Consider the following 20,652-nt stretch of genomic DNA (forward strand, 5'->3'; position numbering starts at 1 on the left):
TTTCAGGAACTTTGAAAACTTTAAAAAACGGATTTTGATTGCCTTGAACATAAAGAAAGAGAGAACGAATTTCGTCCTCTCTAGGTGTTAGCTTTTCATCTACCCACTACAGTTGACAAAGAGCCTAGCTTTTTTATCTATCCACTACAGTTGACAAAGAGCCAAATAAAAAAGCACCTAGAACATAGCTCTAGAGTGCTTTTCTCCTTGGGCTTTTGCCCATTTAACTCAATAAGAGATTATTTTTTAAGGTTGTAGAATGATTTGATACCTTTGTATTCTGCAACTTCACCAAGTTGATCTTCGATACGAAGCAATTGGTTGTATTTAGCGATACGGTCTGTACGTGACAATGAACCTGTCTTGATTTGACCAGCGTTAGTTGCAACTGCGATGTCAGCGATTGTTGAATCTTCAGTTTCACCTGAACGGTGTGATACAACTGCAGTGTAACCAGCTTCTTTAGCCATTTCGATAGCTTCAAATGTTTCAGTAAGAGTACCGATTTGGTTAACTTTGATAAGGATTGAGTTAGCTGCACCTTCTTTGATACCTTTAGCTAGGTATTCAGTGTTTGTAACGAAGAAGTCGTCACCAACCAATTGAACACGTCCACCAAGACGCTCAGTAAGTGCTTTCCATCCATCCCAGTCGTTTTCATCCATACCGTCTTCGATAGTGATGATTGGGTATTTGTTAACCAACTCTTCAAGGTAGTCGATTTGTTCTGCTGAAGTACGAACAGCTGCACCTTCACCTTCGAATTTAGTGTAGTCATATACACCACGCTCTTTGTCGTAGAATTCTGATGATGCACAGTCGAAACCGATCATGATTCCGTTTTCACCAGCTTCGTAACCAGCAGCTTCGATAGCTTTAAGGATAGTTTCTACACCATCTTCAGTTCCTTCGAATTTAGGAGCGAAGCCACCTTCGTCACCAACAGCTGTAACAAGTCCGCGTTCTTTAAGGATTTTCTTAAGAGCATGGAATACTTCAGCACCCCAACGAAGACCTTCTTTGAAAGTAGGTGCACCAACAGGCATGATCATGAACTCTTGGAATGCGATTGGAGCATCTGAGTGTGACCCACCGTTGATGATGTTCATCATTGGTGTTGGAAGAACTTTAGTGTTGAAACCACCAAGGTAGCTGTAAAGTGGTACTTCAAGGTAGTCAGCAGCAGCACGAGCTACAGCGATAGACACACCAAGAATAGCGTTAGCACCAAGTTTACCTTTGTTTGGAGTACCGTCAAGAGCGATCATAGCACGGTCGATAGCTTGTTGGTCGCGTACATCGTAACCGATAAGCGCTTCTGCAATAACGTTGTTTACGTTGTCAACAGCTTTTTGAGTACCAAGTCCAAGGTAACGAGACTTGTCTCCATCACGAAGTTCAACTGCTTCGTGCTCACCAGTAGAAGCTCCTGAAGGAACCATACCACGTCCGAAAGCACCTGATTCAGTATAAACTTCTACTTCAAGTGTTGGGTTACCGCGTGAGTCTAGGACTTCGCGAGCGTAAACATCAGTAATAATTGACATTATAATACTCTCCTTATGAGTTAAATATTTTACACTGCTATGATACCACAATCTCAACTGATTATCAAATAAAAGTGACATTTTTTCAAAATTTCTATGGAGTTTTTAATATTTGTTCAGCTTAAAAATAACATTAGTAGCCCAATAAATCAAAAACTGATATAATGACTGTATTCCATTTTTTACTGAGGTGAGTTATGTCTAATTTAGAGGATCGTTTATTAAATTCATCCACAGGAGAGCATCGACTCCATCCTGATGAGCAAAGAAGATATCTAGGGACCTATGCAGAACGCGTCGCTCTTACCATTTTGGTGGAAGATGCTCGAAATGAACAGGTTACTCAACATTTCCCATCAATTCTAGAAGAACTTAATCATCACTACCAACCCCTAAAAGTCAAAATTTCTCCCACTCTTTCAGATCGCCTACAACTTGTCTATATGAAGACGTCCAAAAATTTAGGCATTCCTTCCTGTATCGTGGAAGAACTTAAAAGTCAGACTCCTTTTGGCATTATAGTTTTCTCTGATCATCCGATTAATGTCGAAAAACAGGATATCCACGAACGATATCCTGAATTATTTGAATCACCAATAAAAACAAATGATGAAAAAATTCCTTTTTGGAAGAAATTATTCCATTAAATTCTTTCCCCAGTTTCAAAAGCTGGGTTTTTTGCTGCTATTTTTAATAGTTGTGCTATATTTTGCGCAGTATATTCAAGATTCGCTTTAGCACTTAAAAAAGTGTGTTCTGGGCTATCAATTTTGGAAATAATGGAAAAGGCTGCACGAATATTCTCAAATGGAAATTCTGGTAAATCATCCGATAACGAACCACATATGGCAATGATGGGAATAGATTTAGGAGTCTGCCTTGCTACCCCAATAGGTGCTTTCCCTGACAAACTCTGCTGATCTAGTCTTCCTTCTCCAACAATAACTAAATCGGCACCTCTTACCAATCTGTCGTAGTCGAGAAGCTCTAAAACTTCATCTATTCCAGACACCAGTTCTCCTTGAAGAAAGGTCACTAAACCTGCTGCCATCCCTCCACCTGCACCTGATCCACTTAAGGTAAAAACTTGAGGATTAACCAATTGATAAAACTGCTTCAAGGCAGAGTCAACGACCGTTATTTTCTCTATAGGTAAGCCCTTTTGTGGTCCAAAAACCTGACTAGCTCCTCGTGGTCCTACTAATGGATTGGACACATCCGTTAAGACCTTTATCTTGATCCCAGATAAGTCTGGACATTGAGGTGTCTTTTCAAAATGAGCAACCCTACTTAAATTTTTTCCTAAAGGTTCTAACAACTCTCCTTTTTGATCATAAAATCGATAGCCCATCCCATGTGCCAGTCCTATCCCTCCATCAATTGTAGAGGTTCCACCTACACCAATAACAATCTCCTTAAATCCTTTTTGAATGAGATCATTCACTAACTCTCCCACTCCTACATTGGTAATGGTTAAAGGATCCCTTTTTTCATTAGGAATCAAAGCCAAACCCGTAATATCGGCTACCTCAAAGAAGGCCGTCTTATCCCGATAGACATAGGAAACCTCTTTTAATAGGCCAAAAGGTCCTGTCACCGTAGTATGAGAACGTTTTAGCTGAAGAGCTACACTAAGAGAAGAAATAGTCCCCTCGCCACCATCACCCACCGGTAATAAGTGATACTCTGCCTGTGGAAAAACTTTTTCAAACCCTAATTTTATGGCTTTAGCCACTTCTTCTGCAGAAAGACTTTCTTTAAATGAGTCTGGTACAATCATAATTTTCATCGTCCATCCCCCTTCCTTATAAGCTAAATCTATTATACTATTTTGATGCTATGATGTCTTTTTATAAAAAAGATGAAGCAGGCTATAGCCAGACTTCATCTCTTTTAAAATAACTCTCTTTTTTTAACGCGACTTTTCTCTATCTGCTCTGCTTGAGCTAATGCTTCTTTATAAACGGCTGGAGTCACAAAACCTCGATCAATAATAGCCTTTTCTAGCAAATAATCCACCAAGGCTACACTACTTGTTTTCAAATGATGGTAGTGTTTTAAAGACCCATCCTTAAACTTATAAAGCTCAGTGACATCAAGCTGATCTTTGGTCAACCAAGACTCTAATCGGGTCTGCTCCGACGGCTCAAATACCTCTAGACACTCTGTCAAAGTCTTTAAACGCTCTTCTAAAATCCGAACCTCATCTGCTTGTAATAAAATAGTGTAATAAACACCTTCAACACTATCTGTGGCTTCTTGCTCTAAGTAATGTTCTTCATCAGTAATAGCCAAGACACCATCAGCATGAAGACCGAATCTTTCCTCTGATGTCACATCATAAGCACCATAACGATAAACTTTTCCTTTATAACCTATATCAACGACAGGCAAACCTCCAAGAAGCGTTCTTTTTATCTCTGGGAAATAAAGACTCACCTCTACTTTATCCCACTGGCTCGTTTCTGATGTCATAATATGGCTTGTTTTTCCCACTAAAAAAAGATTGATTAAAGCCAGTAATTTTTCTGGAATATAAATAGACCAAGCTAAAGGGAGAGCTACTCGCCAACGTCCCTTAAATTTTCTATTCGGTAAACTGCTTAAATGGTGAACACCATCATATAAATTCATGATTCCAAGAAAAACAGCATAAAGCCCAATAATCAATATTTGAATAGAGGCTCGCTTATCTGAAAAAAGAAAGGCCGAAATTGCAAAAAGCGAGGATAAACCACCATCTACTGCATAACGAATTTGAGGAGCGCTTCCTTCTCTTATCTCTTTAAAAAAGAGCACAAGATGTGTCGCTCCTACAAAACTAGCGTAACTTCCTAGAGATAGGGCTAGATTTTGTGAAGTAACTCCTCCATTCCAAATTAAAATCAACAAAAACAGGGTGAAGATTGTTTTAGTAAAGGATAAAAAAAGTGTCTCCATCTTATCAAGTCGCGACCAAAATTGGCTTAACAAGTTATAAGTGGCTGAAAGAAAAGAAATAAATAAAAATAAGCTAACCAACCACATGGGTGTCAGGCCTTGAAAGAGAATTAATAGGACGCCTACAATAAGAAAAGCTAGTCCTTCTAGAACCAACTTTTGAGACGATAGCTTAAGATGAGAAAAACGATTCATAACAACTCCTTGAAACTAACTCCTTCTAGTTTAGTTGATTTTTTTGAAAATAACAAGTCAGAAATAAGATTTTTTATTAGAAAATATTTTTTGTTACAACCTTGCTATTTTCGAAAGCGAGTTGTAAGATTTTGTCACTAAAACGTTTCATCAGTAATTTGTAATTTCTTTACGATCTTGAGTTTTAGAAGTCTTACCTTGACGTGAAACAAGGACGGCTTCAACTTCTTCCAAGGACACTTCGGTTTCAACTAATAATACTGCAAGATGATACAACAAATCTGCTGTTTCGTTGGCGATTTCTAATTTATCTGTATTTTTACTAGCGACAACGACCTCTGTTGCCTCCTCACCAACTTTTTTTAAAATCTTATCTAATCCTTTATCAAACAAATAATTCGTATAAGAGCCTTCTTTAGGGGCTTTTTTTCGTTGCTGAGCTTCTTGATATAATTTTTCTAACATACACACTCCTATAAAATCTCTTCAAAAAAACAACTATAAGCACCTGTATGACAGGCTGCACCTTCTTGCTGTACGGCAATCAAAAGGGTATCTCGGTCACAATCTGTCTTAATTGATTTAACATATTGATAGTGCCCACTGGTTGCCCCTTTATGCCAAATTTCTTGTCGGCTTCGACTCCAATAATGCATTTGTTTGGTTTTTAAAGTTAAAGCAAAGCTTTCCTCATTCATGTAAGCCAACATCAGAACTTGTCCTGTTAGATGATCTGTTACAATAACTGGTATCAAGCCTGCTTGCTTTTTAAAATCTAACTGCACACTCATTGACGCACCTCGATTCCTTTTTTCTGCATAGCAGCCTTGGTTTCTGCAACAGATACCTCACCAAAATGAAAGATAGAGGCGGCTAAAGCACCTGTAACAGAAGTTTTTTCAAATACCTCAACCATATGCTCTTGATTTCCTGCTCCTCCTGAGGCAATAATGGGAACATTGACCACTTCAGCAACGGCATTTAACATCTCAAGATCAAAACCAGCCTTTGTACCATCTCGATCCATACTGGTCAATAAAATCTCTCCTGCTCCTAGATTCACAACTGTTTTAGCCCAGCTAATTAAATCAAGTCCTGTATCTTTTCTACCACCTGCCACATAAACATGCCAACTACCGTCTTCTTCTTTTCTCGCATCAATTGCCACTACGACACACTGATTGCCAAATTTTTCAGAGCAGGCTTTGATTAAATTAGGATTAGCCACTGCAGAAGAATTGATGGCTACCTTATCGGCGCCTGCTTTTAACATTTTATTCATATCCTCTACTGAGCGAATACCTCCGCCTACTGTGAAAGGAATAAAAACTTGGTCTGCCACGCGCTTCACCATATCAACTGTTGTCTCACGATCCTCATGTGTGGCGGTAATGTCAAGAAAAACTAGCTCATCACATCCTGCCTCATAATAAGCTTTAGCTGCATCGACAGGGTCTCCCACATCTGTCAAATTGACAAAATTAACCCCCTTAACCACGCGACCATCTTTAACATCTAAACACGGGATGATGCGTTTTTTCAGCATAGGCTACCCTCCAAAATCTTTTAACTCTGACAAATTGATATTGCCATTATAATAGGCCTTACCAACAATAGTGCCTGAAACACCAATAGTCTCTAATCTCTCTAAATCACTAATAGCATGAATCCCACCAGAAGCAATCACTTGAGTTTTTGTTAAACTAGAGACCAACTTTTCATAATGTTCAAAGTTGGGACCTAAAAGCGTGCCATCTCGATCCACATCTGTATAGACAATTAATGCCACACCTTTTTCTTCCATGGCTTTAGCAAGACTAAGATAATCAACATCTGAAGTTTCTAGCCAACCTTCTGTCGCTACCATACCAGATTTAGCATCAATCCCAACAACAATTTTATCTGGACCAAACTCCTTGAGAGCAGCCGTCACAAAGTCTGGATCTTTCACCGCCATAGAACCAATAATCACACGGTCAATCCCAACAGAAAGGTAATCGGCAATCTGCTCCAAGCTACGAATTCCTCCACCAACTTCAATTCCAAGACCAGTTTTTTCTTTAATGCTGGCAATCAGATTACGATTGGTTGCACGCCCATCCAGTGCCCCATCTAAATCAACCACATGAATAAAGTCAATTCCTGCCTCAGAAAAAATCTTAGCTTGCTCTAAAACATCTGGATTCACCACTGTCTCTTTCTGAAAATCTCCCTTAAATAAACGAACTGCACGTCCATCACGAATATCAATTGCTGGTAAAATCTGCATTTATTCACCTCACTAGCCTCTATGGGCCTCTTCATTTATTCTCTGTATCTGATTGGCATAAATCCACAAATCGTTTCATCATATCCAAACCTATTTGACCTGATTTTTCTGGATGAAATTGGACCCCAAAGACTTTATCCTTATGAATCATAGCTGGTACAGGAAAACTATATTCTGCCACGACATCACAATAATCTTTTGGCGTATCTGTATAATAGGAATGAACAAAATAAACCGCTTGCCCCTCTACTCTCTGGGTTAGAGGAGTGTCTTTTCTTACTCTAAGGTCATTCCATCCCATATGCGGGATGGGGTAATTTTTTCTTGCCTTCATCGGACGACAAACTCCTGGAATGAAACCAAAACCTTTAGTTTCACCATGTTCCAATCCCTCATCTAGTAACAGTTGCATCCCTAGACAAATCCCCAAAAGTGGCTTTCCTTGAGCAACAGCTTCTTTAATAACAGAAACAAGGCCTCTTTTTTCCAATTCTGCCATAGCTGTCGGAAAAGCCCCTACTCCTGGTAGAATCAAGCCTGACGCTGATGCGATTTTATCCTTATCACTAGACAGCTCAGCCTTAGCCCCAAGATTTTTCAAGGCACGCAGAACATTTGCTGTATTGCCAGCATCATAATCAATCACAATAATCATCGTCTACTCCTTTATATGTTATAACATTCCTTTAGTTGAGTTGACGCCTTTAATATCTGGATTTATTGTCACTGCTTCACGCAAGGCACGTCCTGTTGCTTTAAATAAACTCTCTGCCTTATGATGACTATTTTTGCCATGTAAAATTTTAAGATGAAGGTTCATTTGAACATTAAAGGCGAAAGCTTGGAAAAATTCTTCTACCAATTCCGTGTCAAACTCACCAAGTTTAGGATTAGCAAAATCTGCATCAAATACGAGATAAGAGCGACCTGATAAATCTAGACTAGCCATACCGAGTGTTTCATCCATTGGAACAAAGGCTGTTCCATAACGATTGATACCTGCCTTATCACCAAGTGCTTCTCTGAGCGCTTGACCCAAAACAATTCCAACATCTTCCACAGTATGATGGCTATCCACCCACAAGTCCCCGTCTGCCTTAACAACCAGAGAAATTCGACTATGGCGAGCAAAAAGGGTCAACATATGGTCAAAAAAACCTACACCTGTTTGAATATCAACAGGCTCTTGGACATCTAAGTTCAGACTTAATTTAATTTTTGTTTCAAAAGTATTTCGTTCAATTGTTGCTTGTCTCATTTTTTTACCTCATCTAAAATCCTGATCACTTGATAAAGATCTGGCTCATTAATGTGATAGGGAGCTTCTTTTCGTACAACCTCTTTGGCACAAAAAGCTATCCCAATACCAGCTTGATGAATCATAGGAAGGTCATTGGCTCCATCTCCCATTGCGATAGTATCTGATAAATCCAAGTGATTTTCCTTGGCCCAATTGATCAAACTATCTTTTTTGACCTCCTTAGTCACAATTTCACCTAGTGTACGACCAGTTAGATAGCCATCTTTAACCTCTAGACGATTCGCCTTAACATAATCAAGACCTAACTGCTCAGCCAATCTATCCACTGTTTCATGAAATCCACCTGATACGACACCTACTTTATAGCCTCTTTGATGAAGTTCTTCAACAAGTTCTTTCGCTCCTTGGTTAAAGTGAATACGGGTCAAAACTTTCTCAAAAATAGAATCAGGCAACCCCTTTAAAAGTGCTACACGTTCATCAAGAGCAGTTTTAAAATCTAACTCTCCCTTCATAGCACGTTCAGTAATATCAGCTATTTTTTCGCCTAAGCCTACTTCTTCCCCTAATAAATCAATCACTTCCTCTTTGATGAGTGTTGAATCTACATCCATCAGTAGTAGTCCCTTAATTTTTGTCATTTCTCACCTCAATAGCTCTAGCATGAGCTTGCAACCCTTCTGCATAAGCTAGGCTTGTAATATCGTTTTCTGCTTTCAATACAGCTTCTTGACTGTATTGTGTGTATTGAATCCGTTTCACAAAATCGTGAACACCAAGAGCTGACGAGAATCTTGCTGTTGCTGTTGTTGGCAAGACATGGTTAGCTCCAGCGTAGTAATCGCCAATCGGTTCACTTGTAAAGTGCCCTAAAAAGATAGAGCCTGCATTTTCAATTTGATCAAGATAGTCGTAGGCGTCATCCATAGCAATCTCTAAATGCTCTGGTGCAATCTGATTCATTAATTCAAACATATCTTGTCGATTCTCTGTTACAATTAAACGTCCATTGTTCTCAATAGAAGGACGTGCAATGGCTTCTCTTGGTAAGGTTTGAAGTTGCTTTTCTAACTCTAGTTCCACTTCCTGAGCTAATCGTTCTGAATTGGTCACTAAAATCGCGCGTGCTAAAACATCATGCTCTGCTTGAGAGAGTAAGTCAGCAGCGACGTAAACAGGATTAGCTGAGTCATCTGCAATGACCCCAATTTCAGAAGGGCCTGCAATCATATCAATTCCAACAAGACCATAAACCAGTTTTTTAGCTGTTGCAACATAAATATTTCCAGGACCTGTAATCTTATCCACTTTAGGAATCGTTTCGGTACCATAAGCTAAGGCTGCAATCCCTTGAGCTCCCCCAACCTGATAGATTTTATCAACTCCAGCAAGTCTTGCAGCGACTAAGATAGCTGGCACAAACTTCTCCTGCGGTGGAGTTATCATAATAATTTCCTTGACCCCTGCAATTTTAGCTGGGATAACATTCATCAAAACAGATGAAGGATAAGCAGCTGTCCCGCCTGGAACATAGACACCAACACGTTGGATAGGACGAATCAACTGCCCTCGAATCACTCCCTGACTAGGAGAATCTTCAAAACCTGTTTCTAATTGCTGTCTGTGGTAACTTTCGATATTAGTCTTAGCATTTTTTAAAGCCTCCAACACTTCTGGTGCTATCTCTAAAAATGCTTGTTCAATTAATTGTTCAGAGACTTCTAATTTTTTTGGAACAAGTTGATCAAATTGCTTGGAAAAGTCAAACAGGGCTTGATCTCCACGATTTTTAACCTCTTCTAAAATCGTCAATACTGCCTCTTCAACGTTAGCGTTTTGCTGACTTAAAACTAATTGTTCTTGATATAACTGTTTTGAAATCTCTTCAACAGACCCATTTAATCGCTTCATTTGAAGTCCTCCTCTTGATTTCCTACAATCGTTTCGATTTTTTGAATAAAAGAAATAATAGCTGGATTATTTTTTAGTGCTGCTTTATTCACAATCATACGAGTTGAAATACGACAAATATCCTCAAAAACCTCTAAACCATTGGCCACTAAAGTATTACCTGTTTCGACAATATCAACAATGGCATCTGCCAATCCTAAAACTGGCGTAATCTCAACAGACCCCTGAATAGAGATGATCTCAACATCCTCTCCTTTTTGATTAAAATGCTGTCGTGCCACCGTAGGGTATTTGGTTGCAATGCGTTTTCGCTTATGGTCATTAGGATTATAGCTTGGAATGGATGCCACTGAGAATTTACACAAGCCAAAATTAAGATCTAACATCTCAAGATAACCTGTGGGGTGTTCAATCAAAACATCCTTACCAACAACACCAATGTCAGCGACACCGTGACGAACATAAGTTGTCACATCAGGTGCTTTAACCAATAAAAATCTAAAAGAGCGATCAGGACTTTCAAACATTAAATTTCGTCCCTTATTCGACATAAAACTCATGTCAAATCCTGCTTTTTCAAAAAGTTTAACCGTATCTTTTTCAATTCGCCCCTTGGTAAGAGCAATCGTAATAGGTTTTGTCATAGATCTCCCTTCTCAAATACAATTTGGTCCTTAATGGCTTGGTAGACAGAATCAATATCAATTGCCCAACCTACTGCTGTCAGTTCTGTCGTTCCAAAACGCTCAAACAATTTATCGTAAACTCCACCTGACACAAAATGATCGGGAACCTTTTCACCAAATACCTTAAACATCAATCCTGTATAATAAGGCATATTAGGGATTTGTGCTAAATCAAGAGAAGGAGAAACCAAATCTTGACCAAGACTCTCTAAGTAGCTTTCGATTTCATCCAAGGCATCTAAAATCTGTTGATTTTGAGTAAGGCTTTTAGCACGAGCTAAAACAGTCTGACTATTGCCAAAAAGATAAGGTAATTCTTTTAAGAGTGCATCAAACTGACTGGGGTGGGTTTGAGTAAACATATTGAGTTTGGTAATATTTTTCTCTTTAATACTCTCCTTGAGTGTTTGTAACTCTGATTCAGTCAGCTGTAAGCCATCAAAAATAGTCTGTAAAATACTAGCATGCGAAAATTCAAATTGATAAGCAAGAACATGGCTAGCTTCTAAGGATAACTTTGCCATACGAATAGCTTCTAACAATGCTTGTTTCTGAGGATAGCCTACAATTTCAACACCTGCTTGTGTGTGCTCGTTAGTCAACCCTCTCATCTCTTCATGGTAGTTAAAAACCTTACCAGAATAAGAAAACTTAATAGGTGTTTCAACACGTGTTGAGGCAATGACACGTCCAATTTGACTAGTGATATCTGGTCTTAAAGCTAAGAGTTCTCCTGTCCTATCAAAAAGATGGTAATGTTCAGTGGTGACTGTATCTGAAAAAACTTGATAATGCTCTAAAGTCGGTGTTTCAATACGATAAAAACCATGTTCTATCAATAAATCACTGATTTTTCTTTCAATTTGATACATCACTTTAGCTCGCTTAAACAGCTTATCATGCATCCCTAAAGGTAAAGTATTTTTTTTCATTTCTCTGCCTCCTTGATAACAGATAAAACTTGTTTCATTTCATCTTCTTGACCAATAGATATCCTCAAATAGTCCTTAATACGCTCTACTTTTGGAAAATAGCGGACATAAATTTTTTCTTGTTCTAAGATTGAAAAAAGCTTAGCAGCAGATGTCTTCTTTGGTTTTACTAAGATAAAATTAGTTAAACTCGGTAAAACATCAAACCCTATATTTATTAACTCATGACTAAACCAATCTCGTGTTGCACAAATTTTAGAAATAGTCTTCTCATAATAAGACCAATCCTTGACAGCTTCAGTAGCTAACTTTTCAGCTATGGCATCTACATTATAAGGATTAATAGCATTTCTAACAGCGTCTATTACCCCAATTAATTCTGGACTTCCAATTCCATAACCCACTCGTAATCCTGCTAAAGCCGCATCTTTGGAAAACGTTCTTGTGATAAAAAGATTGGAATAAGTCTCTAACAAAGGAATGGCAGATTGACCACCAAAATTAATATAAGCTTCATCAACAATCACAACAATATCAGGATTGGTTTGTAAAATTTTTTCAATTTCAGACAATGGTTTATATATCCCCGTTGGTGCATTAGGATTGGTTAGAATAATCCCACCTATCCTACCACGATAATCGGATGAATCAATTTCAAAACCTTCTGTTAGTGGGATTTCTTTAAAAGGAATTTGATATAAATCAGCCCACACCTTATAAAAACCATAAGTTAAGTCTGGAAAAAGAACAGGATCATTGGAATTAAAAAAACTTAGAAAGGCCATGGATAAAATATCATCACTTCCATTACCTATAATCAATTGTCTAGGAGAAACACCTAATTGACTAGCTAAAGCATCTTTTAAATCAGCTTGATCTAGACTAGAGTAACGGCGAAGATCTTCCCCAGTAAAAGTAGATAAAGCTTTTAGGACTTTAGGGCTGGGAGCATAAGCATTTTCATTCGTATTGAGTTTTATCATTTGCTGTTGTTTAGGCTGGCTACCTGCCACATAGGGTTCAATTTGACGTAATCCTTTCATACTTTCTCCTTTTCTGATTAGACTTTAATTTAACAAGATACAAAAAACGCCCTTGTTTTCACAAGGACGTTGACACGTGGTTCCACCTTTTTTCAACAGTCTGTCGCCAGAACTGTTCTCAAAGAGTCATTGACTCTATCCGTAACGTGGACCAAACGTCGAGCACTACTGTAATGTCTTAGTTCGCACCCGCACTCAAGAATGTGTCGTCTAGACTTTGTGTACTTTCTCAGCTTGCAGCACTCTCTGTCAATTTTTCTAGACTTTTTCTCTCATCGATTTAGTTTTTATCTATTTTACAAGAATATTCAGAATATTGCAAGTAAAAGTCATAAAAAAATCGAACTAAATCAATATTTAGTTCGATGATTGTGATTAAAAACGAATATTTTCACGAGTTTTTTCGTAAGATTTTACAAAACGTTCTGTTACTCCCGGCTCAACTACTTCTAATGCATGAGAAATCGTATCAAATGAAGCTTGGTAATCAAAGTCTCTTTCAAAGAGTTGCAAGGCTTCAAGGAAAGCCGCCTGAACATTTGGCTCAAAACTACGATAGCGGTTGGAGTATTGTAATAATTGCTCTGTTAATGTCGCATTTTGAATAATCTCGTAAGTTGTCATTTCAAGATTATCAATCGCTGATGTAGAAACCTCTGTCATTCGCTCAACAGTATCTATGTTAATTCTTGTATGGTTCAATTCTTCGATCAGATTTTCTAGGTGATGACTAGTATTAAAGAAGAGGTTCAAGAAATCCTGAGGAATACCAGGTAGGTTGCGTTTTTCCATAAAACGCTTGATGGAATGTAATTTATTCACAAAAATATCCACTTTTTGTCTTGAACGATCTTCATTTTTTTCAATTTCCTTAAGGGCAGACACCACATCCAGTTGCCCTTCCTCAATTGTTTTTAAGTCCTCAAGAGTAGATTCAAATATTTTTTCCAAGTCTGAGAAAGGCTTTTCAGGAACTTGAAGATGGTTAATTTGTTCCAAGGTCGTTTCTTCCATCTCTATTAACTGTCCCTCAAAAGCATCAACTATCGAACTTTGTTTTTCATTGATGACATAACGTTCAGATAGACGTTCTAACTCAGCAAGCAATTGTTTGTTGTTTTCTCGTGTATGCGCCAAATAATCTGGAATAATGCGACTAGATTTTACTACCTTCTGGTGTGCAGCAATCTCATCTTCAAACAAGCGATAAAGAGCGTCAATTTTTTGTTGAATGAGTTCGTTTTCTTCTGCAGCACGATCCAACTCCAGGGTCACTAACTCTTCAGAATTATCACGAATAGATTGTCTAATTTCTTGGAATCGTGTTTCAATATTTTCTTCAGAAAATTGATAATTTTCCTCAATCAGACGGCGATAACCACTTTCTAAATCATCTAATTGATCAGGAAAATCATCTTCTAGCTTTGTTACGATTGCAGGAATTTTTTCTGTGATTTGCCCTAAAGCAATCGTATGTTCTTCAGCACGATCTAAAATCTCAGCTGCTTCAACGGGATCTCCTGAAGTATTTAGGGTAACAAATTGGGTGAACTCGGCTTCGATATTTTTCAAGTGTTTGTCAATCTCAGGCTTAGTTGTTCCGTAATTATCTTCATTTTCAGAAATGCCGTTTTGCAAGGTTTCATAAAGATCTAAGGCATGTTTGACACGTGCACTATTTTTCTCTTCCTGTTCTTTTAAGACACCTAGTGCTTCGCGAATAGATTTGATATCTTCTTCTACGATGTTTAGTTGACTCTCCACAGTAGCAATTTCATGTCTTGCACGCACAAAATTAAAGGTATCATTTAAATTTTCAGCTGTAAAAATATGATGGTCGATATCAGGAAAAGTATTTTCAGATAGGTCCATCCATTTCTGATTCCACTCGCGAAAGTTAGTTTGACTTTGACCAACTAAGTGAAGGGACTCAATTTCATCTATCTCATCTTTCACTGGTAGAGCAACTAACTCATTCTTTCGTTCTTCTAATTTTTCAATAGTAGAATCATTTCGTTTTCTTATGATAATACCGACAATGTAAGCCAAAATAATCAAAACAACTATGGCTACAATCAGCAATACGATTCCGCTTGGCATGTTTATCTCCTTGGTTTAAATAAAATCTGTGTTTCCTTTGATTATAACATACTTACTCTCAATGTGTACAGATTTTCTAAATATAGTATTAGATGTCTAATGTACTATAAACAGCATTTTCTTCGATAAACTCTCGACGAGGTTCAACTTTATCCCCCATCAGCATATCAAAAATTTTATCTGCCTCTGCAGCATCATCAACCGTTACTCTAGCCATCAAACGATTCTCTGGGTTCATTGTTGTTTCCCATAATTGATGATCATCCATCTCTCCCAAACCTTTATACCGTTGAATAGTTGGACGTGACCTTCCTGCACTAAATCGCTCCATTGCATCTTTTAATCGTTCCTCTTGATCTTGTCCTGGTTGGATGTATTCTTTGATTTCACTTCCAACTTTGACACCGTAAATCGGTGGTTGAGCAATATAGACATAACCAGCTTCTAAAACAGGTCTCATAAATCGATAGATAAGGGTTAACAAAAGGGTCCTGATATGCGCCCCATCAACATCTGCATCTGTCATAATGACTAGCTTTTGATAACGTGCCTTAGTCACATCAAAGTCTGCCCCAAAACCAGTTCCCATAGCAGTAAACAAGCTACGAATCTCTTCATTGGCAAGAATTTTATCCATAGTCGCTTTTTCCACGTTTAGAATTTTTCCTCGAATCGGTAGGATAGCTTGAAACTCTCTGTTACGACCCGATTTAGCTGATCCTCCTGCTGAATCTCCTTCGACAATAAATAATTCATTTTGAGTGGGATCATTTGAAGAACAATCTGCCAATTTACCTGGTAGATTTGAAATCTCTAGCCCTGATTTTTTACGTGTCACTTCTCTAGCGCGTTTTGCTGCGATACGGGCTTTGGAAGCTAATATCCCTTTTTCGACTATCTTTTTAGCAATTTGAGGATTTTCTAACAAGAAGCGTGAAAATGCTTCACTAAATAGACGATTTGTAATCTTAACAACTTCGCTATTCCCGAGTTTTGTTTTTGTTTGTCCTTCAAATTGTGGATTTGGGTGTTTGACAGAGATAACGGCGGTCAATCCCTCACGAACATCTTCTCCTGTTAGATTATCCTCGTTTTCTTTTAGGATTTTGTTTTTCTTAGCGTAGTCATTGATCACACGCGTTAAGGCCGTTCTGAAACCTTGTTCATGAGTTCCTCCCTCATGAGTGTGGATATTATTGGCAAAACTTAGGACATTTTCATGATAGCCAGTTGTATATTGCATAGCAACTTCAACTGCAATCCCTTCCATCTCACCATCAGTATAAATAGGGGTGTTAAAAATGATGTCTTTTTTCTCATTGAGGAAATCAACATAACTAATGATTCCACCTTCATAGTAAAAAGTATCTTTCTTCTCTTCCCCATCTCGTTTATCTTCAATTGAAATGCGCAACCCCTTATTTAAAAAGGCCAATTCTTGAATACGTTTAGAAAGTTTAGCGTAATCATATACAGTTGTCTCAGTGAAAATCTCTGGGTCTGGGGTGAAGTGAACTGTTGTTCCTGTACGGTCTGTTGTGCCAATAACAGCTAAATCAGCAACCACTTGACCACGTTGGTATTCTTGAAAGTAAACTTGCCCATTTTTATGTACATGAACATCAAGTTGGGTCGATAAAGCATTCACGACAGAAGAGCCTACACCGTGCAGACCACCTGATACCTTATAACCGCCACCACCAAATTTTCCTCCAGCATGCAAGACGGTAAAGACTGTTTCAACCGCTGGCCGTCCAGTCTTTTCTTGAATATCAACTGGAATTCCTCGTCCATCATCAACAACTGTAATAGAATTATCAGACTCAATAAACACTTGGATTTGGCTAGCAAAACCAGCTAAAGCCTCATCGATAGAGTTATCAACAATTTCCCAAACTAAGTGATGCAAACCTTCTTTCGAGGTTGAACCAATGTACATCCCTGGACGCATCCGAACAGCCTCTAAACCTTCTAACACTTGGATTTGACTAGCATCATATTCTTTTGCTAAATCTTCTAAATTTTTATGATCTTCTACCATTTCCCTAACCTATCCTAATTCATGCTAAAATCATGCATTTTAGTGCGCTAAATACATCATTAACTGGCACAATATTTCATCGATTGACTATCTAAAATGACGTTCATTATCAGAATAGTCCATAAGTGATATTATATCATATTTCATCTATTTTTTACAGAATTTACTAATATCTAAATTCTAGAAAATGAGCTAGCTAGCCTTTTTCTAAAAATAATAAAAAACATCAGAACTAATCTCTCAGTCCCAATGTTTTCAAGTATACAATTCATTGAAATAAATTATTTTTAGGTTTTACTCTTCTCTGTTCAATTAACGCCAACTTCGACGTAATTGACTTTGCATCTGCTTTTCTTCAGCTAGATTATTTTGATAGGCCATAGATAACACCAAGCCAACGCCAATCAAATTAGATATCATCGCACTTCCCCCTTGTGAAATAAAAGGAAGGGGAATTCCTGTCAAGGGAAGAATCCCTACGGCAGCACCAATGTTTTCAAAAATATGAAATAAAATCATCATAATAAATCCAGTGGATATATAGGTGTAAAAACGATTATTGGATTCAAATGTCACTCTCACCATCCGATAAATCAATAGTAAGTACAAACCTAGAACTACACTGCTTCCCAAAAAACCAAAATTTTCTGCAATGACAGTAAAAATCATATCACTTTCTCGTACTGGAATGGCTAATTCAATTTGATTAAATCCTTTACCCAGTAATCCACCGCTTCCAATTGCAATCAAGCCCTGTGCTTGCTGGAAGGTTACCGTATCAGCATATTCAAATGGATTTAACCAGGCTGAAATACGATTGATTTGATAAGTATCCATACCGATATCGTTTAGAAATTCTTTACCATTTGGCATTAAAAAAATAACCAAAAAGACTGTCACAGCTGTCACCGCTAAGCCAAGGACAGATAAAATAATCTTCCAAGATACACCTGATACTAAGACCAATCCTGCAAAAATAGCCATAAAGACCAAGGCTGTCCCAAGATCTTTTTGTAAAAATAATAAGAACAAGACAGGTGCAGTAATCAAAGACATCAAACCAAGCAATCGAAAATCTGCTGACAAGCCCTCATCCTCTTTTTTCTGTTGAAAAACCACCAAGGCTCTCGCCAACATCAAAATATAAGATAATTTCATAAATTCAGAAGGTTGAAATAAGGTCATATTATTGATTGTCACCCAGTTTTTCGCCCCTGTTGAAGCATATAAGGAAGGGCTGTAAAAAATCAAAGGCATAACCATTAAACATAGCCCAAATAAATATAAAATAGGTGTTATTCGCCATAAAAATTTTGTCGGAAAAAGCATAACGACAAAACTAATTACCACACCTAGTACCAACCAAGCAGCCTGCTGTACCATCACGATCCCAAGCTTATTAGGATAATCATGATGAACAGAGACATAAATGGCTACCACACCAATGATTAACAGTAAAAAAACAGGTAAAATTAAAGAATAGTCAATGCGGTTATCTATCGAATTTTTTTTCATTACAGCCGTTTACCTCCAAAATATAACTATTTCATTATAGCACGTTTCCTCACCTCTACCGTATGAAAATTTTAGATTTGTTAAATAAAAACTACTCTTATGAAAAGTTGGCGATGCTAATTAAAGACGAAATAAGTGCTGACAATGTTATTATCACCATCTCAGCGACCTATAACTTCCATACAACAGAGTATACCACCCCTAAAACAAAAGCTTCTGAAAGGCAAATAAGCGTGTCTGACAACCTTATAAATTCACTAACTTCCTACTATCATACTGACACCAATGTTATCCTTGTTAATAGCCAGAGAAAAGCTTATCCAAGCTAGTAGAAAATGGTGTTCCTTTAAAAGCTATTATGGAGCGCGTCGGGCATACAGACCCAAAGACCACACTATCCATCTACTCGCATGTTACCGCCAACATGAAAGAGCTTATCAACCAAGCAACGAAAAAAATTGCCCCTCGGTTGCTCCTTTTAGATGAGTAAAACAACAAAAACCCTTTGAAATAAGGGTTTTTGCTCATTATTTATATTCCCTGCCGGAATCGAACCAGCAACTACTTCTTAGGAGGAAGGTGTTATATCCATTTAACTAAGGGAACAAAGAATCTACTTCCTCCATTCTACCTTAGACAAGTATTTTTTTCAAGGAAAAATTAAGCTACCCTAATTTTTTCCATTTCGATAGGTTTTCATTTTCTCTTTAAATAGCTCACTACTAGTTGGTGCTGTATAGGTCACTGCATTCGCTCCTGCTTGAATGACACTCAAAATACTTTCTTCACTAGGTCCTCCTGTTGCAATAATAGGAAAATCAGGATAGAGCTGACGTATTTTTTTCACAACTCTAGCTGTGTCAGCACCACAACTGATATTTAATATATCCACTCCAGCCTCAATACGTGATGTTAAATCAATCTGATCAGATAAGACTGTATAAATAATTGGAATATCGATCATTTGATTCACTTTTTCAATGGTTTTTACATTTGTTGGCCCATTTAAAACAACAGCATAAGCACCTTCTGATTCAGCTAATAAACTCATATTAGCAGAACGTGTTCCATTTGTTAATCCTCCACCAACACCTGAAAACACAGGAACAGAAGCAACCATCATAATACTTTTCAAAATAGCAGGATGCGGGGTAAATGGATAAACCGCCAAAACAGCATCTGCATCATTATTGGCTATGATTGAAACATCTGTTGAAAATAAAATCGAGCGAATCCTTCTGCCATATATTCTAATCCCAGAACAAGATTTAATGATTTCTGGGACACGAACAATCTCTTGCCGTAAATTAGACATCACATTAGGAATATTATCTTCTTTCAATTTTTATTACCTCTCTTTCACTCTGTAGCCAACCCATCTTAAGGAAGATCATCATAGACTGTCAAACCATAAGATTCTATCAATGCATTTAATTTTTCACCATATTGTGTATCTGTTGCATAAGTTCCTGTTAAAGCTGCCGTCGCATCGTGATAAGAAACAGTATTAATACGCCAAGTACCAGTATAATAAGGTGAGGTTGTCAAAAGAACAGCATAATCTTCCAATGACTCTGACACACTAGGATAAGATCGAAAAACCGCATCAATAGTGTATGCATTTCCTTCCCCATCATCTTCCCAAGTCTTCATGGTAACGCTGGCGCCGTTGTAATCACCTTTGATCCCAAAAAGATTATGATCACTCACAGCCAAACCAGACTGTCCACTTTGAGACTCTAAAACAGCTTGTGCAATCATCACTGAAGGATACAAACCATATGCATCTGCAATAGCTTTTGCATCCTCCCCAATGGTATGAATAAAATTAATTGTTACTTGATTATAGTCATATCCAGATACTTTTAAATCCTTATTTTTACTAAAAAGAAAAACTAAACACAGGCTTGAGAAAATTGTAAGTAGGACAAATGCTAATAGGCACTTCGTCTTTTTCATCAGATAACCTCCATCTTTGCTTTGAGCGTCTTTATCAACATTATAACCTAGCCACCTTTTTAACTCAATAAAAAACAATTCATAAAAATACTTCTAACTTACTAAGTTTATTTCAATAATAAAATAATGGCTCTATAATTTCTGTAGTGGGTAAGAACACCGTGGAAATTATGGAGCCTTTTTGAATATAGAAAAAGGTCCCATATGACCTATAATGAAAAGCGACGAAACTCACATTAGAAAGGGTTCATAT

Annotated in this window: 22 protein-coding genes and 1 tRNA gene; 3 read left to right on the top strand and 20 right to left on the bottom strand. The window is 37.7% G+C overall.

The genetic code is table 11. The features are described 5' to 3' along the window. Positions 1-239: 239 nt before the first annotated feature. Positions 240-1,547 (bottom strand): surface-displayed alpha-enolase, encoded by a 1,308-nt coding sequence (eno, locus tag ACVRWY_RS07915; RefSeq protein WP_354369680.1) that lies wholly within the window; start codon positions 1,545-1,547, stop codon positions 240-242. Between the two features lie 197 nt (positions 1,548-1,744). Between eno and ACVRWY_RS07920 the strand changes: the two genes are divergently transcribed. Continuing rightward, entirely contained in the window at positions 1,745-2,194 is a 450-nt protein-coding gene (locus ACVRWY_RS07920; protein WP_354369681.1) for a DUF1694 domain-containing protein, read from the top strand. Here the strand turns inward: ACVRWY_RS07920 and ACVRWY_RS07925 are convergent. From ACVRWY_RS07925 to ACVRWY_RS08000, 16 genes are all read right to left on the bottom strand, one after another. Continuing rightward, on the bottom strand, positions 2,191-3,336 hold the full coding sequence (locus ACVRWY_RS07925; RefSeq protein WP_354369682.1) for a glycerate kinase: 1,146 nt from the start codon (positions 3,334-3,336) through the stop codon (positions 2,191-2,193). The genes ACVRWY_RS07920 and ACVRWY_RS07925 overlap by 4 nt on opposite strands. Before the next feature lie 104 nt (positions 3,337-3,440). Further along, a complete protein-coding gene (locus ACVRWY_RS07930) occupies positions 3,441-4,682 on the bottom strand; it encodes a hypothetical protein (RefSeq protein ID WP_354369683.1) in 1,242 nt (413 codons plus the stop codon). A 150-nt stretch (positions 4,683-4,832) separates the two neighbouring features. After that, a complete protein-coding gene (gene hisE / locus ACVRWY_RS07935) occupies positions 4,833-5,147 on the bottom strand; it encodes a phosphoribosyl-ATP diphosphatase (RefSeq protein ID WP_354369684.1) in 315 nt (104 codons plus the stop codon). 8 nt (positions 5,148-5,155) lie between these two features. After that, complete coding sequence (gene hisI, locus ACVRWY_RS07940) at positions 5,156-5,473, bottom strand: phosphoribosyl-AMP cyclohydrolase (RefSeq protein WP_354369685.1); 318 nt, start codon at positions 5,471-5,473, stop codon at positions 5,156-5,158. Further along, entirely contained in the window at positions 5,470-6,228 is a 759-nt protein-coding gene (hisF, locus tag ACVRWY_RS07945) for an imidazole glycerol phosphate synthase subunit HisF (protein WP_354369686.1), read from the bottom strand. The genes hisI and hisF overlap by 4 nt, the downstream gene beginning before the upstream one ends. Positions 6,229-6,231: 3 nt before the next feature. After that, complete coding sequence (hisA, locus tag ACVRWY_RS07950; RefSeq protein WP_354369687.1) at positions 6,232-6,951, bottom strand: 1-(5-phosphoribosyl)-5-[(5-phosphoribosylamino)methylideneamino]imidazole-4-carboxamide isomerase; 720 nt, start codon at positions 6,949-6,951, stop codon at positions 6,232-6,234. Between the two features lie 31 nt (positions 6,952-6,982). Continuing rightward, the gene (gene hisH, locus ACVRWY_RS07955; RefSeq protein WP_354369688.1) at positions 6,983-7,606 is read right to left on the bottom strand and encodes an imidazole glycerol phosphate synthase subunit HisH; all 624 of its coding nucleotides are present in this window, start codon (positions 7,604-7,606) and stop codon (positions 6,983-6,985) included. A gap of 18 nt (positions 7,607-7,624) precedes the next feature. Continuing rightward, positions 7,625-8,209: an imidazoleglycerol-phosphate dehydratase HisB gene (gene hisB / locus ACVRWY_RS07960; RefSeq protein WP_354369689.1), complete on the bottom strand. Its 585-nt coding sequence runs from the start codon at positions 8,207-8,209 to the stop codon at positions 7,625-7,627. Further along, complete coding sequence (serB, locus tag ACVRWY_RS07965; RefSeq protein ID WP_354369690.1) at positions 8,206-8,853, bottom strand: phosphoserine phosphatase SerB; 648 nt, start codon at positions 8,851-8,853, stop codon at positions 8,206-8,208. Before serB ends, hisB begins: the two co-directional genes overlap by 4 nt. Continuing rightward, positions 8,840-10,123 carry a histidinol dehydrogenase gene (gene hisD, locus ACVRWY_RS07970; RefSeq protein WP_354369691.1) on the bottom strand — a complete coding sequence of 428 codons (1,284 nt, stop codon included), beginning with the start codon at positions 10,121-10,123 and terminating at the stop codon, positions 8,840-8,842. The genes serB and hisD overlap by 14 nt, the downstream gene beginning before the upstream one ends. Next, the gene (gene hisG, locus ACVRWY_RS07975; protein WP_354369692.1) at positions 10,120-10,767 is read right to left on the bottom strand and encodes an ATP phosphoribosyltransferase; all 648 of its coding nucleotides are present in this window, start codon (positions 10,765-10,767) and stop codon (positions 10,120-10,122) included. The genes hisD and hisG overlap by 4 nt, the downstream gene beginning before the upstream one ends. Then, complete coding sequence (locus tag ACVRWY_RS07980; RefSeq protein ID WP_354369693.1) at positions 10,764-11,741, bottom strand: ATP phosphoribosyltransferase regulatory subunit; 978 nt, start codon at positions 11,739-11,741, stop codon at positions 10,764-10,766. Before ACVRWY_RS07980 ends, hisG begins: the two co-directional genes overlap by 4 nt. Further along, the gene (hisC, locus tag ACVRWY_RS07985) at positions 11,738-12,784 is read right to left on the bottom strand and encodes a histidinol-phosphate transaminase (protein WP_354369694.1); all 1,047 of its coding nucleotides are present in this window, start codon (positions 12,782-12,784) and stop codon (positions 11,738-11,740) included. Before hisC ends, ACVRWY_RS07980 begins: the two co-directional genes overlap by 4 nt. 375 nt (positions 12,785-13,159) lie before the next feature. Continuing rightward, the gene (gene ezrA, locus ACVRWY_RS07990) at positions 13,160-14,884 is read right to left on the bottom strand and encodes a septation ring formation regulator EzrA (protein ID WP_354369695.1); all 1,725 of its coding nucleotides are present in this window, start codon (positions 14,882-14,884) and stop codon (positions 13,160-13,162) included. An 88-nt stretch (positions 14,885-14,972) separates the two neighbouring features. After that, positions 14,973-16,925, bottom strand: a complete 1,953-nt coding sequence (gene gyrB, locus ACVRWY_RS07995) for a DNA topoisomerase (ATP-hydrolyzing) subunit B (protein WP_354369696.1) — start codon at positions 16,923-16,925, stop codon at positions 14,973-14,975. A 312-nt stretch (positions 16,926-17,237) separates the two neighbouring features. Then, positions 17,238-18,440, bottom strand: coding sequence for an FtsW/RodA/SpoVE family cell cycle protein (locus tag ACVRWY_RS08000; protein WP_354369697.1), 1,203 nt, complete (start codon positions 18,438-18,440; stop codon positions 17,238-17,240). A 113-nt stretch (positions 18,441-18,553) separates the two neighbouring features. Here ACVRWY_RS08000 and ACVRWY_RS08005 point away from each other — a divergent pair, with 113 nt between their 5' ends. Continuing rightward, positions 18,554-18,769, top strand: coding sequence for a hypothetical protein (locus ACVRWY_RS08005; protein WP_354369698.1), 216 nt, complete (start codon positions 18,554-18,556; stop codon positions 18,767-18,769). A 29-nt stretch (positions 18,770-18,798) separates the two neighbouring features. Further along, positions 18,799-18,930 (top strand): hypothetical protein, encoded by a 132-nt coding sequence (locus tag ACVRWY_RS08010; RefSeq protein WP_435533040.1) that lies wholly within the window; start codon positions 18,799-18,801, stop codon positions 18,928-18,930. 44 nt (positions 18,931-18,974) lie between these two features. Here ACVRWY_RS08010 and ACVRWY_RS08015 read toward each other — a convergent pair. The 3 genes from ACVRWY_RS08015 to ACVRWY_RS08025 all read right to left on the bottom strand — a co-directional run bounded on the left by ACVRWY_RS08015 (position 18,975) and on the right by ACVRWY_RS08025 (position 20,399). Then, positions 18,975-19,046 (bottom strand) — tRNA-Arg (locus ACVRWY_RS08015). Positions 19,047-19,110: 64 nt separating this feature from the next. Then, complete coding sequence (locus tag ACVRWY_RS08020) at positions 19,111-19,782, bottom strand: hydrolase (RefSeq protein WP_354369699.1); 672 nt, start codon at positions 19,780-19,782, stop codon at positions 19,111-19,113. Between the two features lie 38 nt (positions 19,783-19,820). Next, positions 19,821-20,399 carry a glycoside hydrolase family 73 protein gene (locus tag ACVRWY_RS08025; protein ID WP_354369700.1) on the bottom strand — a complete coding sequence of 193 codons (579 nt, stop codon included), beginning with the start codon at positions 20,397-20,399 and terminating at the stop codon, positions 19,821-19,823. Between the last annotated feature and the right edge of the window lie 253 nt (positions 20,400-20,652).

The sequence above is a fragment of the Streptococcus porcorum genome, from assembly GCF_053203725.1.